Origin of the sequence: Aeromicrobium sp., assembly GCF_049587115.1 — a bacterium.
Lineage (GTDB): Bacteria > Actinomycetota > Actinomycetes > Propionibacteriales > Nocardioidaceae > Aeromicrobium.
Genome location: NZ_JBAVDI010000058.1, coordinates 16,400 through 30,293 on the forward strand (window position 1 = coordinate 16,400; position 13,894 = coordinate 30,293).

A 13,894-nucleotide genomic window follows, 5' to 3' on the forward strand; every position below is an offset into this window, starting at 1 on the left:
CAAATATTGTGCGATTTCGCCCCAGTCGAGAAGGCAAGGTGGGGCAGACATGCACACATGGCACCGGGTGCGGTGCAGACTCGCACGATTTGCGGCTCGGGTGGGCGGTCAGGTGCGCTGGTAGGTCGCGATGTCGTAGCCGTCGTACGTCGTGCGGTCGAGCTCGGTCCACGCGGACCAGTCGATGTCGGGGAACCAGGCATCGCCCTTCGGCGAGAGGTGCACGTGCGTCACGACCATTGCGTCGACCAGACCCGCGGCCAGCGCCTCGGCGTAGACCTGGGCTCCACCGATCAGGAACACCTGATCGTCATGTCTGAGCGCCAGTGCCAGCGCCTCGGTCAGCGTTCGAGCGATCTCGACACCATCCGCGCGCCATGCCGGGTCGCGGGTCAGCACGATCGAGCGACGACCCGGCAGCGGCCGTCCGATCGACTCGTAGGTCGTGCGGCCCATGACCATCGGGTGCCCCATCGTGAGGGCCTTGAACTGCTGCTGATCACCCGTGCGTGGCCAGGGCATGTCGCCGTCCAGCCCGATGACACCGTTCGCTCCGATCGCCACGACGATCGTGACGGTCATATGGCGATCGGTGCCTTGATCCCCGGGTGCGGGTCGTAACCGGTGACCTTGATCGAGTCGAGGGTGAACTCGTCGATCGAGGTGATGGAAGGATCGAGCCACAGCTCCGGCAGGGCACGCGGCTCACGGGTCAGCTGCTCCCTGGCCTGATCGAGGTGGTTCACGTAGAGGTGTGCGTCGCCGATCGTGTGGACGAAGTCGCCCACCTCGAGCCCTGTCACCTGGGCGACCATGTGGGTCAGCAGCGCGTAGGACGCGATGTTGAAAGGCACCCCGAGGAACACATCGGCCGATCGTTGGTACATCTGGCAGGAGAGCCTGCCATCTGCGACGTAGAACTGGAAGAACGCGTGGCACGGCATCAGGGCCATCGCGTCCAGGTCGGCGACGTTCCAGGCGCTGACGATGTGGCGGCGCGAATCGGGATTGGTTCGGATCTGCGCGATGACTGCAGCCAGCTGGTCGATGTGCTCGCCGCCGGGCGTGGGCCAGGACCGCCACTGGTAGCCGTAGACCGGGCCGAGGTCGCCGTTGGCGTCAGCCCACTCGTCCCAGATCGACACCCCGTTGTCGCGCAGATACGACGTGTTGGTGTCGCCCGCGATGAACCACAGCAGCTCGGCGACGACGGACTTGAGGTGGACCTTCTTGGTGGTGACCAGCGGGAAACCCTCCGAGAGAGGGAATCGCATCTGGTGACCGAAGACGCTGCGGGTACCGGTGCCGGTGCGGTCCTCCTTGACTACGCCCTCGTCGAGGATTCGCTGGACGAGATCGAGGTAGGCCCGCATCACGCCAGACTACCAATCGACCGGGCGAGATCGTGTGCGAAACTCTGACCATGCCGAGCGCCGAATACGATGCCACGCCCAAAGAGGTCCGCAACTTCTCGTTCTTGCAGGTCGGACTCACCGGCGGCTTCCTTGTCTTGCTGTTCTTCATGCTGGGTGGTTCGGACGCCGACTACCCACCGATCTGGCTAGCCGTGCTGCTGGTCGTCCTGATCGGGGTCGGCGCCTTCTTCGCGGAGCGAGTGTGGCTGTCGGCGGAGCCGCTGTCGCCGGACGGCGATCCGCGAGATCTTCGGGGTGAGGCGATCGGTGTCTTCGCGGGCCAGACTGTTCGCAAGCTCGTGTTCTGCGAGGCGCCGCTGATCTTCGCAGTGCTGGTCGCATTCATCGGCGACTTCGGTGGGTGGCCGCTGGTGATCGCAGGCTTCCCAGGACTTGCGGTGCTGGCCTGGGAGACCTGGCCCAGCCTGCGCAACACCTCGATGACGGCCGCGATGCTTGACTCCCAGGGCGCCGAGTCGCACCTCGTCGAAAGCTTCCTCGACACGTGAGCGCTGATGTCAGCGCGCGGCTGGCCTGGCCGGACGACGGCACCGCCATCGCCCGCATCCAGGTCGCCAGCTGGCGCTCCACGTACGCCGACCTGATCCCGGCCACCGAGCTCGATGCGATCCAGCCGGCCGAGCTCGCCGAGCGATGGTCCGCCACGATCAGCTCGCCCAAGGAGGCCCGGGTACGCGTGCTCGTGGCCCTCGAACGCGCGCACGTCCGAGGATTCACACTGGTTCACCCGTGCTACGACCCCGATGGCGATCAAATCGCAGACGGGGAGATCGGCGACTTCGTGATCGAGCGAGAGCACCAGCGCGCGGGGCACGGGTCCCGCCTGCTGCAGGCCGCGATCGACACGCTCGCGGCGGACAACTTCAGCCGTGCGGTCTGGTGGGTCGACGCGACTGATGACGCCCTGCGCGGCTTCGTCACCGACTCCGGCTGGCAGGCCGACGGTGCGCACAGGGAGCTGGCCACCGAGACCGGCGCCTCGCTCAAGCAGATCCGGCTGCACACCAGCATCGGATGACGACCGACCGTTCGATCGTCATCGACTCGATCGGGGTCGGCCTGGCGACCGGCGCGTACGGCTTGTCGTTCGGCACGATCTCAACAGCATCCGGCCTCAGCATCGCGCAGACCTGCGTGATGTCCCTCCTGGTCTTCACCGGCGCGTCTCAGTTCGCCTTCATCGGCATCATCGCATCGGGCGGCAACCCCATCACGGGTGCTTTCACGGCGGTGCTGCTCAGCAGCCGCAACATGTTCTACGGGGTGAGCCTGGCCAGGCGACTCCAGCTCACTGGTACCCAACGGCTCGCCTCGGCGCACTTCGTGATCGATGAGTCGACCGCGATGGCGGTCACCAGGGCCACCAGTCGGCAGACCCGGCTGGGTTTCTACTGGACGGGCGTGTCGATCTTCGTCCTGTGGAACCTGACGACCTTCCTCGGCGCCCTCGCTGGGACGGCGATCGGGCGACCCGAGACGTACGGGCTCGATGCCGCTGTCGGTGCCGCCTTCCTCGGCCTCCTGTGGCCCCGACTGACGTCCTGGCATGCCCGCATCGTCGCCTTGATCGGTGCAGCCGTCGCCCTGGGAGTAGTGCCTGTCACTGCCGCTGGACTCCCGATCATCGTCGGCGGCGGCGCGGCCGTCGTGCTGGGCATGCTGTGGCGTCCCAGGAGTCGCGCATGAGCACCGTGTGGATCGGGATCGTCGTGATGATCGCGGGATGCTTCGCGCTGAAGTACGCCGGCCTGTCAGTGCCCGAACGCCTCCTGGACCACCCCCTGACCATGCGAGCAGCCGAGCTGATCCCGGTCGCCCTGCTCGGGGCGCTGATCGCAGTCCAGGTGATTGCCGACGGCGACACCCTCCGCATCGACGCTCGCCTGTTGGGTCTGACCGTGGCCGCAGTCCTGCTGGTTCTGCGCGTTCCGTTCCTGCCGATGGTGGTCACGGCCGCCCTGGTGGCCGCGTTGGCCCGTCAGATCTGACCGGCCCGAAGTCAGACTCCCAGCTCACGCCGACCGCTCTGCGCTCATGGGTTCATTCGGACCATCAGTGGTCAGGTGTCGTCGAGAATCGCGTCAAGGCCAACGGTGATCCCTGGCCGGCTGCTCACCGCCCGCACTGCTGACACGACACCGGGCATGAAGGACGATCGGGCGATCGAGTCGTGGCGAAGCGAGAAGATCTCACCGGCAGCACCGAACAGGACCTCCTGCGAAGCAGTGAACCCGCGGGAGCGCACCGCATGGACCGGGATGCCCGCGACCTTCGCTCCGCGAGCTCCGCTGGGATCGGTCGTCGTGGCGTCCGGGAGAGCGGGAGATCCTGCGGCGTCCCGCGCCTCGGCAATCATCTCGGCAGTGCGGGTCGCAGTGCCTGACGGGGCGTCGACCTTGTCCGGGTGGTGCATCTCGATGACCTCGACCGACTCGAAGTACGGCGCGGCCGCGGCGGCGAACCGCATCATCAGCACGGCGCCGATCGAGAAGTTGGGCACCACCAGCACACCGGTCGAGGGATTCTCGCCGAGCAGCTCGCCCACCTCGGTGATCTTGGCATCGTCAAAACCTGAGGTGCCGACCACGACGTGGACGCCATGACGGATGCACCACGCCACGTGGTCGAGCGCCACATCGGGCTGGGTGAAGTCGAGGGCGACCTCGGCGCCAGCCTCCACCAGCTGGTCGAGCGAGTCGTCGACGTCGATCTGCGCGACGACGTCGAACCCTCCGGCCTCCTCCAGCGCTCGGACCGACTCCGAACCCATGCGACCTCTGGCTCCCAGCACCGCGACACGTGTCATGGCGGTCAGCCTATCGGCGCGCCCCGGCGAACTCGATCAGGACGGCAAGTCCAGCTGCTGTCTCGGCGAACGAGGTCGATAGTGGCGACAGACCCAGCCGGATCAGATCCGGCTCGCGGAAGTCCGGCAGGACCCCGCGCTGGGTCATCTCAAGGCAGATGCGGCGGGCGTCCGGGTGTCGCACCGTGACATGGCTGCCACGCCGGGCGGGATCTCTCGGAGTCACGATCTCCAGCTCGGCCTCGTCGAGCAGCTCCAAGGCGTACGCCGTCAAGGCTTCGGACTTGCGGCGAATCGCACCGACTCCGGCCTCGGCGACCAGGCGGACGCCTTCCTGCACAGCCAGGATGGCAGCAACCGGCGGGGTGCCGCTCAGCATCCGTCTGATCGACGGGGCGACCTGATAGGTGTCGGACATCGCGAACAGGTCCGCCGCGCTCCACCACCCGGTGATCGGCTGGCCGCTCATGGCCAGGTGCCGCTCCGCGACGTACAGGAAGGCCGGTGCACCGGGGCCGCTGTTGAGATATTTGTACGTGCACCCGACTGCGAAGTCGACCGCGGCCCGATCCAGGTCGATCGGTACGACACCAGCGGAGTGGCACAGGTCCCAGATCACGATCGCACCCGCCGCATGGATTCGGGCGGTGAGGGTGGGCAGGTCCAGCAGGGTGCCGGAGCGATAGTCCACCTGGCTCAGGACGACGATCGCCGTGCGCTCGCTCAACCCGCTGCTCAGGAGGTCGACCGTCACATTGTCGACGAGGTCGGGCTCGAGCCAGCGAACCGTCATGCCGCGCGAGTCGGCCACCGACTCCACCAGATATCGATCGGTCGGGAAGTTGGTCGCGTCGATCAGGATCTCGGTGCGATCCGGGCGAAGGCCGGACGCAGCGTGCAGCAGCTTGTAGATGTTGACCGAGGTGGAGTCGGCCATGACCGTCTGCCCCGGCGCCGCACCCAGCACCGCCGCGCCGAGCTCGTCCCCCACAGTGACGGGAAGCTCGATCCATGACTCCTGCCACCCGCGGATGAGGCGCCCACCCCACTCCTCGCGCACGAACTCCGACAGTCGATCTGCCGTGGCGAGTGGCAACCTGCCCAGCGAGTTGCCGTCGAGATACGCCACGAGCTCGCCGTCGATCACAAATCGTTCGCGGAAGCCGGCCAGTGGATCAGCCCGGTCCAGGACATGAGGGGGCGTCGTCATCGAGTGATGCTCTCATGGACCACGCGGCACGTTGACGCCCATGTCGCACCAGAGCTCATTCCGCGTCGGCCGCGGCGTGGCCGACATCACCGTCTACTGATCCACTCCTGTATGCAGAAAGGTCCGGCCGCCGAAGCGACCGGACCTTCCTCAGACCGTGGGATCAGGCGTCGACTGAGTCTTCGACCGGAGCAGCCTCGCCCTTGTCCTCGACGACCGGGACCAGCGAGAGCTTGCCGCGATCGCCGAGCTCGGCGATCTCGACCTGGATCTTCTGACCGACCGAGACGACGTCCTCGACGTTGTTGACCCGCTGGCCACCGTTGAGGTCGCGCAGCTTGCTGATGTGCAGCAGCCCGTCGCGACCCGGTGACAGCGACACGAACGCGCCGAAGTCGACGACCTTGACAACGGTGCCGAGGTAGCGCTCGCCGACCTCGGGCATCGTCGGGTTGGCGATCGCATTGATCGCATCCCGAGCAGCCTCGGCTGCCTCGCCGCTCTCGGCGCCGACGTAGACCGTGCCGTCGTCCTCGAGCGAGATGTTGGCGCCGGTCTCGTCCTGGATCTGGTTGATGATCTTGCCCTTCGGGCCGATGACCTCACCGATCTTGTCCACCGGGATCTTGATGGTGATGATCCGCGGCGCGTAGGGGCTCATCGCGTCCGGCTCGTCGATGGCCTCGGCCATGACGTCCAGGATTGCCACCCGGGCACCGTAGGCCTGCGTCAATGCACCGGCCAGCACGTCGGCCGGAATGCCGTCGAGCTTGGTGTCCAGCTGAAGCGCCGTGACGAACTCGCGCGTGCCGGCGACCTTGAAGTCCATGTCGCCGAAGGCGTCCTCGGCTCCCAGGATGTCGGTCAGCGTGACGAACGTCTGCTTGCCATCAACCTCTCCGGAGATCAGGCCCATCGCGATACCGGCGACCGGAGCGCGCAGCGGCACACCGGCGTTGAGCAGACCGAGCGTCGAGGCGCAGACCGAGCCCATCGACGTCGAGCCGTTGGAGCTCAGCGCCTCGGACACCTGGCGGATGGCGTAGGGGAACTCCGTGCGCGTCGGCAGGACGGGGAGCAGTGCACGACCCGCGAGGGCACCGTGACCGATCTCGCGCCGCTTCGGCGAGCCGACCCGGCCGGTCTCACCGGTCGAGTAGGGCGGGAAGTTGTAGTTGTGCATGTAGCGACGCGACGTCTCCGGGGAGAGGGTGTCGAGCTTCTGCTCCAGGCCCAGCATGTTGAGTGTCGTGATGCCCATAATCTGGGTCTCGCCACGCTGGAACAGCGCCGAGCCGTGCACACGCGGGACGATGCCGACCTCGGCACTGAGGGCACGGATGTCCTCCAGGCCTCGGCCGTCGATGCGGACCTTGTCGCGCAGGACGCGGTCGCGAACGACAGCCTTGGTGACCGCGCGGACGGCCGCGCCGATCTCCTTCTCGCGACCCTCGAACTGCTCTGCGAGCTTGTCGACGACGTCGGCCTTGATCTCGGACTCCCGCTCCTCGCGGTCGGCCTTGCTGACGATCGTCAGCGCCTGGGCGAGGTCTGCCTTGGCGGCGGACTCGACGGCTGCGTAGACGTCGTCTTCGTAGTCGAGGAAGATCGGGAAGTCACGCACCGGCTTGGCCGATGCGCTGGCCAGCTCCATCTGTGCCTCGCACAGCTGCTTGATGAAGACCTTGGCAGCCTCGAGGCCACCAGCGACGATCTCCTCGGTCGGCGCCTGGACGCCGCTCTGGACCAGGTCCCAGGTCGACTCGGTCGACTCGGCCTCGACCATCATGATGGCGACGTCGTCACCGGCGATGCGGCCGGCGACGACCATGTCGAACACGGCGTTCTCGAGCTGGCTGTGCGTCGGGAAGCCGACCCACTGGCCGTCGATCAGGGCCACGCGGGTGGCTCCGATCGGGCCGGTGAACGGCAGGCCCGAGATCTGCGTCGAAGCCGACGCGGCGTTGATCGCCAGCACGTCGTAAGGCGTGTCGGGGTTGAGTGCCAGCACCGTGATGACGACCTGGACCTCGTTGCGCAGACCCTTCTTGAAGGTCGGTCGCAGCGGACGATCGATCAGTCGGCAGGTCAGGATCGCGTCCTCGCTGGGACGGCCCTCCCGGCGGAAGAACGAGCCCGGGATGCGACCCGCGGCGTACATGCGCTCCTCGACGTCGATCGTCAACGGGAAGAAGTCGAAGTGATCCTTGGGGTGCTTGCCCGCCGTCGTGGCCGACAGCAGCATCGTGTCATCGTCGAGGAAAGCCGAGACCGAGCCAGCAGCCTGCTGGGCCAGGACACCGGTCTCGAAGCGGATGGTGCGGGTGCCGAAGCTGCCGTTGTCGATGACTGTCTCGGCGGTGTGAAGTGTGGATTCCGACATGGAAGTCCCTTCCGCAGGCGCGTGCCTGCCTGTTGGGACGAGAGCTGGATCAGGCGGTGAAGCTTGCCGGTCTTCGATCGAGGCCTGCGGGGAGCTCCGCCTTGCGGCGGGAACCTCCCGAGGGCCACTACCGAGGACCGAGCACGTCGGCCTGGGGGGCTCTCGTCATGAGTCGTGCGGTGTGGAGTTGTTAAAGAGGCGGTCACTTCACGGGAAGTGACCGCCTCAGGCGTTCTAGCGGCGCAGGCCGAGACGCTCGATGAGCGAGCGGTAGCGCTCGATGTCGTTGTTCTGCAGGTAGTTGAGCAGACGACGACGCTGTCCGACCAGGAGCAGCAGTCCGCGACGGCTGTGGTGGTCGTGCTTGTGGTCCTGCAGGTGGCCGGTCAGGTGCGAGATGCGGCCGGTCAGCAGGGCGATCTGAACCTCGGGGGATCCGGTGTCGCCGTCGGTGAGCGCGTACTGCTTGATGATTTCGTCCTTGGTCTGGCCCGCAACGGTGGGCGCAGCAGTCTTCTTCGACACTTTTCTCCTCTGAGGTTTGTTGCACGGCGCGCCCGGGCTTGTCCACCGGGGCACTATCAATCCGTGGCCGATCACACGGCACTCTCCAGACTATCAGCGGCGACGGTTGCGGAGCGAATCGCCCGTGCCGTCACCCGACATTGCTAGCCTCGCCGCATGACCCCTCGACTCGGCGCGGCGGCACTGCTGATCTGCGCTTTGCTCGCAGCCTGTCAAGGGTCTGACTCTACCGGTCCAGCCCGCCCTCCGTTCGAGTCGTACGTGGCGATGGGCGATTCGTTCGTGAGCGGTCCCGGCATCTTGCCGCACGACCCTGACAGTGGGATCTGCTTGCGCTCGGAACGCGACTACCCCGCACTGCTTGCCGAACAGCTGCGCATCCCTGACTTCACGGACGTGAGCTGCGGCGGCGCAATCACCGATCACCTCACCGGTCCGGCCCAGACCACGACCGATCCGCTCCCGGCGCAGCTGGACGCACTCACCGGCGACACCCGGTTGGTCACGATCGGGATAGGCGGCAACGACGGCAACTTCTACGAAGGGCTGTTCAACAGCTGCTTCTACCCGGCATACCGTTCGGTCAGCGGGTGCGCCTACTTCGCGGAGTCCCAGGCCGACACGATCCTCGCTGTCACACGACCCAAGATCGCTCGCGCACTGCGGGCCGTCCAGCAGGCCGCGCCGCGCGCAGAGATCATCTTGGTCGGCTACTTGCGAATAGTGCCGGATGCAGGATCCTGCGGCTCGTTGGACATCGGTGGGAAGCAGGTGGCCGATGCCGCCGCCGTGACGCGGGCTGTCGACTCGATGCAACGTGCTGCAGCCCGCGACGCGGGCGCCACGTATGTCTCCTTGCGAGCCATCTCGGAGGGGCACGATGCCTGCGCCGGCTCGGCCGCCTGGGTCAACGGCCTGACGAACACCGTCAGCGACGGGGTGGCACTGCACCCGCGACCAGCTGGGATGCGCGCCGCGGCCGGACATCTCGCCAATGTCCTCACGGCACCCTGACTCGATCACCGGCGCCGACCTAGGCTGGGGGCGTGCCCGCCACGCGTCGACCGACAGCCATCGTGGTTGGTGTCCTCGCGACCCTGCTCCTGCTCGTCGGGTGCACCGACGGCCCCCGACCGCAGACCGCCCGGCCGGACGTCACGGCCCGCCCGTCCCCAGCAGACACCGCAGCGGCCCTTCCGACGGTCGGTTCCTACGTGTCGCTCGGCGATTCGTTCACGAGCGGTCCGGGTCTCGCGAATCTGCAGGACGGCGCGGGACTCTGCCTGCGATCCGACCACAACTGGCCGTCGCTGCTGGCAGACCTGCTCCAGGCTTCGCGGTTCGACGACGTCAGTTGTGCCGGCGCGAGGACCCGCGACATCCGGCAGCCCGCAGCTGGGCTGACTGGCGCTCGGCCCCAGATCGCCGCTGTCACGGGCAGCACCGATCTCGTGACGGTTGGCATCGGAGGCAATGACGGAGGACTGTTCTCCTCGTTGATCGGAGCGTGCACCCGCGCGAATGACACCTGTGCATCGTTCGCGCGGGATGGCGCTCCCGCGATTCTCGCGCGCACGGTGCGCGACGTCGAGGCGTCCCTGGACGCCATCAAGGCGATCGCTCCGGATGCCACCGTCGTCCTGGTGGGTTATCTCCGGATCATGCCGGAGACCGGCACCTGTCGATCGATCGACATCCCCTCCGCAGACGCAGCCGCGCTCGTGGCCACCGAGGAAGCACTCGATCGCTCATTGTCGGTGGCTGCGCGTGGCGCGGACGTCACGTTCGTGTCATTGCGGGCAGCTTCCCGCGGGCACGACGCATGCGCCGGGTCACGGGCCTGGACCAACGGCGCAGCACCCACCGGCCGGGACGGCATCGCCTTCCATCCGCGGCTGGCCGGCATGCGTGCCGTGGCCCGAGCAGTCGCTGACGCGCTCTAGAGCTCCAGCACGCGACGCGTGTGTTCGACGTCCTGGTGCATCTGCGCCACCAACGGGTCGGTGTCGTCGTACGTCACCATGCCCCGAAGCCGTTCGACCAGCTCGATCCGGATCGCCTCGCCATAGAGCTCCAGATCGGTGCGATCCAGGACATAGGACTCAACCCGCCGCTGCACCCCGGCAAAGGTCGGGTTGGTGCCGACCGAGATCGCCGCTGGGAGCCGCTCGCCGCCGCTACGCACGATCCAGCCCGCATAGACGCCGTCCGGGGGCACGGCGCAGGATCCATCCACCGGGACGTTCGCGGTCGGAAATCCGAGGCCGCGCCCACGCTGATCGCCCTTCACCACCGTGCCCGACACCTCGTGCGGTCGTCCGAGCACGTCCGCGGCCTCGCGAAGCTGCCCGGCGGCCACCAGCTCGCGCACCAAACTCGACGAGTACGGCTCCGTCCCACCGTCTAGAGCCAGCCCGTCGACGGTGAAGCCAGCACGCTCGCCCGCCTCGCGCAGGAACGTCGTGTCGCCCTGAGCCCGCCGCCCGAATCGGAAGTTGTCGCCGACCGCCACGACCGCGGCGCGGAGCTGTTCGACCAGGACGCGGTCGACGAACTCCTGCGGCGTCCACGCCGCCATCTCGGGGGTGAAGTCCAGAACTCGTACCTCGTCGGCGCCAGCAGCCCGCAGGAGCTCGACCCGCCGGTCGATCGTGGTGAGCCGAGCAGGTGCGTGATCGGGTGCGACGACGGCCAACGGATGCGGCTCGAACGTCACTGCGATGACCGGCAGATCACCCGCGATCTCTCGGGTGCGAGCGAGCACGTGCTGGTGACCGCGGTGAACTCCGTCGAAGTTGCCGACCGTGACCGCCGACGGCTGGGTGCGGGGCCCTGTCGCCGATCCTCCGAAGTCGCGCCAGATCATCACGGGAAAACTGTGCCACACGCCAACCGGGTCACAGCAGCGGTCCCAACGGCTTGAGAATCCACTCATAGACGCGAGCAACCATCGGGCGCCGCATCCACTCGTCAAGCTCGAGCCGCTCCGACTTGTCACAGTCGTCGTCGAACACAGCCTGCATGCCGGCGGCCAGACCCCGATCGAGGATCTCGAGGTTGATCTCGTAGTTTCCCAACAGGCTCAACCGGTCGATGTTCGCCGTGCCAATCGTGGTCCACTCGCCGTCAATCGTGGCGGTCTTCGCGTGCACCATGTGCCCGGTGTACCGGTGGATCTCCACCCCGCCGCGGAGCAGCCGACCATAGAAGCCGCGCGACAACCAGTCGGTCACGACGTGGTTGGAGACCTTGGGCACCAGGATTCGCACCCGGACACCCCGCCGTCGCGCCTCCAGCAACCCGCTCAGGATGTCGTGGTCAGGGATGAAGTACGCGGCCGTGATGTCGATGCTCCGCTGGGCACGATCGATGGCCTCGAGGTACATCCCACGAATCGGATACATCAGCTGCCGCGGAACGTTGCGATGGGCGCGGATCTGTGGGGACCAGCCTGCGCGGCCGAGCTGTTCGAGGCTGGCGCCACGTCGCTTGGGGTGCGTGTTCCAGAAGTCGATGAACGCGTTGTCGAGGTCCCAGACCGCCGGTCCCTCGATCTTGAGGTGGGTGTCCCGCCACTCCGTGGCGTAGTCCGAGCCGATGTTGTAGCCACCCACGAAGGCGGCGGTGTCGTCGATCACCAGGATCTTGCGGTGGTCGCGGCCCAGCCGTCGAGGGTTGAGGAACTGCCAGCCCATGGTGAACACGGGGTACGGCAGGACACTCACGGGGCTCGGGAACGCCAGAAAGCTTGGTCGGACGACGAGATTGGCGAACCGGTCGAAGATGACGTGCACGTCGACGCCACGCCGCGCGGCCTCGATGAGCGCGGCCTTGAAGCGCCGACCCATCTCATCGTTCTTGATGATGTAGGTCTCCAGCAGGATGCGCCGCTTGGCGCCAGCGATGGCCCCAAGCATCTCCTCGAACAGCACCTCGCCGTACGTGTAGGTCGTCGCAGTGCTGCCGTCCCCGATTCGGTGTGACACTGGCGGGGTCGGCTGGAGCAGCGGAACGTTCCTCCCACGGACGAGCTTGCGAACCTTGGTGGCGGTCATCAGTGACCCGATCACAGCGGCCTGGGCCGCGATCATCGCCAGCAGACCGTGGCGGAGAAGGCGTCGGGTCGACAGTCGAGGGCTCATGGTGCTGTCACCCTAGCGAGTCCACACCGCCCAGTTGGCTACACGAACACGGCGACGGGCTTGGCATCCGGGCCGCGTTGCTCGTACAAAGCCAGGAACGCCCCCGATGGCGAGAACAACGCCACGACGCCACCCACACCCAGGTCGGTGCCGGGCAGGGTACGACCGAAGCCAACGTCACGGGCCTGGTCGTCGGTCAGGTCATACGTCGCGAAGCTCACTCGCGCGACGTCATCGAGGTCTGCCACCACGAGATCCTGCTCGAGCTCCTCCAACGTGTGGGCGGCCGTCAGCGAGAAGCCTCCGACCCGGGTTCGCCGCAGCATCGTGAGATGGCCGCCGACACCCAGCTCGGCGCCGAGGTCGCGGGCCAGGGCGCGGATGTAGGTGCCGCTCGTGCACACGACTCGGACGTCGAGGTCGACGAGGTCGCCGACGACCCGCAGCTCCACGAGCTCAAAGAGCGAGACCGTCACCGGGCGGGCGGCGAGAACGACCTCGTCGCCCGAGCGCACCCGCGCGTAGGACCGCACCCCGTCGACCTTGATCGCCGAGACCGACGACGGCACCTGCTGGATGTCGCCCGTGTAGGTCGGCAGCACCGCGCGGACGGCCTCCGCGTCGATGTGCGCTGCCGACGTCGACGAGACGACGTCACCCTCCGCGTCGTCGGTCACGGTTGCCTGGCCGAGGCGGATCGTCCCGACGTACTCCTTGTCGGCCAGCGCCAGGTGACCCAGCAGGCGAGTCGCCCGATTGATCCCGAGCACCAGCACGCCGGTTGCCATGGGATCGAGCGTGCCGGAGTGACCGACCTTGCGTGTGCCGGCCAGCCGGCGCATGCGCCCGACGACGTCGTGGGACGTCCAGCCAGTCGGCTTGTCGACGATGACCAGACCGTCCCTGGGCCTGTCCCGGTCGGCGTGCTCGCCCGGAGTGGCCGCCGGGTCAGTCATCGGCCTCGTCGTCGTCGTCTGCCTTCTTCTTGTAGGGATCAGCGTCACCGGCATAGGTCGCGCCGGCTGAGCGGGTCGCGACCTCCTCGTCGGAAGCCTTGACCTTGGCCAGCAGGTCCTCGATCTCCTTGGCCGTCTCGGGCACCGCGTCAAGAAAGAACTCGATCGACGGAGTGATCCGGGTCCCGAGCTGCTTGCCGACCTCGGAGCGGATCAGACCGGTCGCGCTGCGCAGCGCGGCAGCAGTCTCGGCCCGCGCTGTCTGGTCTCCCATGACGGTGTAGAACACCGATGCCTGCTGGCCGTCACCGGTCATGCGTACGTCCGTGATCGTCACGAAACCCAACCGCGGATCCTTGACCCGCCGCTCGAGCATCTGCGCAACGATGACCTTAATCCGGTCGCCGACCTTGTGGATCCGGGGTCCGGCCATGAT

16 protein-coding genes are annotated in these 13,894 nt (G+C 67.2%); 6 read left to right on the forward strand and 10 right to left on the reverse strand.

Translation table 11 applies throughout. The features are described from left to right. Positions 1-108: 108 nt before the first annotated feature. Complete coding sequence (locus tag WB461_RS05665) at positions 109-582, reverse strand: dihydrofolate reductase (RefSeq protein WP_423851749.1); 474 nt, start codon at positions 580-582, stop codon at positions 109-111. Next, the gene (locus tag WB461_RS05670; RefSeq protein WP_423851750.1) at positions 579-1,373 is read right to left on the reverse strand and encodes a thymidylate synthase; all 795 of its coding nucleotides are present in this window, start codon (positions 1,371-1,373) and stop codon (positions 579-581) included. The genes WB461_RS05665 and WB461_RS05670 overlap by 4 nt, the downstream gene beginning before the upstream one ends. 50 nt (positions 1,374-1,423) lie before the next feature. On the opposite strand from WB461_RS05670, the gene WB461_RS05675 reads away from it, so the two are divergent. From WB461_RS05675 to WB461_RS05690, 4 genes are read left to right on the forward strand one after another with little or no spacing between them, the layout of a single operon-like run. Further along, positions 1,424-1,924: a hypothetical protein gene (locus tag WB461_RS05675; RefSeq protein WP_423851751.1), complete on the forward strand. Its 501-nt coding sequence runs from the start codon at positions 1,424-1,426 to the stop codon at positions 1,922-1,924. After that, complete coding sequence (locus WB461_RS05680; RefSeq protein WP_423851752.1) at positions 1,921-2,454, forward strand: N-acetyltransferase family protein; 534 nt, start codon at positions 1,921-1,923, stop codon at positions 2,452-2,454. The genes WB461_RS05675 and WB461_RS05680 overlap by 4 nt, the downstream gene beginning before the upstream one ends. Further along, positions 2,451-3,122 carry an AzlC family ABC transporter permease gene (locus tag WB461_RS05685; RefSeq protein ID WP_423851753.1) on the forward strand — a complete coding sequence of 224 codons (672 nt, stop codon included), beginning with the start codon at positions 2,451-2,453 and terminating at the stop codon, positions 3,120-3,122. Before WB461_RS05680 ends, WB461_RS05685 begins: the two co-directional genes overlap by 4 nt. Next, positions 3,119-3,424, forward strand: coding sequence for an AzlD domain-containing protein (locus WB461_RS05690; protein WP_423851754.1), 306 nt, complete (start codon positions 3,119-3,121; stop codon positions 3,422-3,424). The genes WB461_RS05685 and WB461_RS05690 overlap by 4 nt, the downstream gene beginning before the upstream one ends. A 71-nt stretch (positions 3,425-3,495) precedes the next feature. On the opposite strand, the gene dapB is transcribed toward WB461_RS05690, so the two are convergent. The 4 genes from dapB to rpsO all read right to left on the reverse strand — a co-directional run bounded on the left by dapB (position 3,496) and on the right by rpsO (position 8,360). Beyond that, entirely contained in the window at positions 3,496-4,242 is a 747-nt protein-coding gene (gene dapB, locus WB461_RS05695) for a 4-hydroxy-tetrahydrodipicolinate reductase (protein WP_423851755.1), read from the reverse strand. Between the two features lie 10 nt (positions 4,243-4,252). Then, positions 4,253-5,452 (reverse strand): kynureninase, encoded by a 1,200-nt coding sequence (gene kynU / locus WB461_RS05700; RefSeq protein WP_423851756.1) that lies wholly within the window; start codon positions 5,450-5,452, stop codon positions 4,253-4,255. A gap of 163 nt (positions 5,453-5,615) precedes the next feature. Beyond that, a complete protein-coding gene (locus tag WB461_RS05705) occupies positions 5,616-7,835 on the reverse strand; it encodes a polyribonucleotide nucleotidyltransferase (RefSeq protein WP_423851757.1) in 2,220 nt (739 codons plus the stop codon). A 234-nt stretch (positions 7,836-8,069) separates the two neighbouring features. Further along, a complete protein-coding gene (gene rpsO, locus WB461_RS05710; protein ID WP_423851758.1) occupies positions 8,070-8,360 on the reverse strand; it encodes a 30S ribosomal protein S15 in 291 nt (96 codons plus the stop codon). Positions 8,361-8,516: 156 nt separating this feature from the next. Between rpsO and WB461_RS05715 the strand changes: the two genes are divergently transcribed. Then, a complete protein-coding gene (locus tag WB461_RS05715) occupies positions 8,517-9,374 on the forward strand; it encodes an SGNH/GDSL hydrolase family protein (protein WP_423851759.1) in 858 nt (285 codons plus the stop codon). A gap of 32 nt (positions 9,375-9,406) precedes the next feature. After that, complete coding sequence (locus WB461_RS05720; RefSeq protein WP_423851760.1) at positions 9,407-10,303, forward strand: GDSL-type esterase/lipase family protein; 897 nt, start codon at positions 9,407-9,409, stop codon at positions 10,301-10,303. Here the strand turns inward: WB461_RS05720 and WB461_RS05725 are convergent. The 4 genes from WB461_RS05725 to rbfA are packed head-to-tail and all read right to left on the reverse strand — an operon-like array spanning position 10,300 to position 13,891. After that, complete coding sequence (locus WB461_RS05725; RefSeq protein ID WP_423851763.1) at positions 10,300-11,226, reverse strand: bifunctional riboflavin kinase/FAD synthetase; 927 nt, start codon at positions 11,224-11,226, stop codon at positions 10,300-10,302. The two genes, WB461_RS05720 and WB461_RS05725, sit on opposite strands and share 4 nt — an antisense overlap. Positions 11,227-11,257: 31 nt before the next feature. Then, on the reverse strand, positions 11,258-12,502 hold the full coding sequence (locus WB461_RS05730) for a phospholipase D-like domain-containing protein (protein ID WP_423851761.1): 1,245 nt from the start codon (positions 12,500-12,502) through the stop codon (positions 11,258-11,260). A gap of 38 nt (positions 12,503-12,540) precedes the next feature. Next, positions 12,541-13,458, reverse strand: a complete 918-nt coding sequence (gene truB / locus WB461_RS05735) for a tRNA pseudouridine(55) synthase TruB (RefSeq protein WP_423851762.1) — start codon at positions 13,456-13,458, stop codon at positions 12,541-12,543. Beyond that, positions 13,451-13,891: a 30S ribosome-binding factor RbfA gene (rbfA, locus tag WB461_RS05740; RefSeq protein ID WP_423851764.1), complete on the reverse strand. Its 441-nt coding sequence runs from the start codon at positions 13,889-13,891 to the stop codon at positions 13,451-13,453. The genes truB and rbfA overlap by 8 nt, the downstream gene beginning before the upstream one ends. Positions 13,892-13,894 lie beyond the last annotated feature (3 nt).

Excerpts from the sequence above, each read along its gene's own strand:
- WB461_RS05675 (WP_423851751.1), top strand. The coding sequence starts at position 1,424 with ATGCCGAGCGCCGAATACGATGCCACGCCCAAAGAGGTCCGCAACTTC.
- WB461_RS05685 (WP_423851753.1), top strand. The coding sequence starts at position 2,451 with ATGACGACCGACCGTTCGATCGTCATCGACTCGATCGGGGTCGGCCTG.
- WB461_RS05690 (WP_423851754.1), top strand. The coding sequence starts at position 3,119 with ATGAGCACCGTGTGGATCGGGATCGTCGTGATGATCGCGGGATGCTTC.
- WB461_RS05665 (WP_423851749.1), bottom strand. The coding sequence starts at position 582 with ATGACCGTCACGATCGTCGTGGCGATCGGAGCGAACGGTGTCATCGGG.
- rbfA (WP_423851764.1), bottom strand. The coding sequence starts at position 13,891 with ATGGCCGGACCCCGGATCCACAAGGTCGGCGACCGGATTAAGGTCATC.
- WB461_RS05715 (WP_423851759.1), top strand. The coding sequence starts at position 8,517 with ATGACCCCTCGACTCGGCGCGGCGGCACTGCTGATCTGCGCTTTGCTC.
- kynU (WP_423851756.1), bottom strand. The coding sequence starts at position 5,452 with ATGACGACGCCCCCTCATGTCCTGGACCGGGCTGATCCACTGGCCGGC.
- dapB (WP_423851755.1), bottom strand. The coding sequence starts at position 4,242 with ATGACACGTGTCGCGGTGCTGGGAGCCAGAGGTCGCATGGGTTCGGAG.
- truB (WP_423851762.1), bottom strand. The coding sequence starts at position 13,458 with ATGACTGACCCGGCGGCCACTCCGGGCGAGCACGCCGACCGGGACAGG.
- WB461_RS05705 (WP_423851757.1), bottom strand. The coding sequence starts at position 7,835 with ATGTCGGAATCCACACTTCACACCGCCGAGACAGTCATCGACAACGGC.
- WB461_RS05725 (WP_423851763.1), bottom strand. The coding sequence starts at position 11,226 with ATGATCTGGCGCGACTTCGGAGGATCGGCGACAGGGCCCCGCACCCAG.
- WB461_RS05670 (WP_423851750.1), bottom strand. The coding sequence starts at position 1,373 with ATGCGGGCCTACCTCGATCTCGTCCAGCGAATCCTCGACGAGGGCGTA.
- WB461_RS05730 (WP_423851761.1), bottom strand. The coding sequence starts at position 12,502 with ATGAGCCCTCGACTGTCGACCCGACGCCTTCTCCGCCACGGTCTGCTG.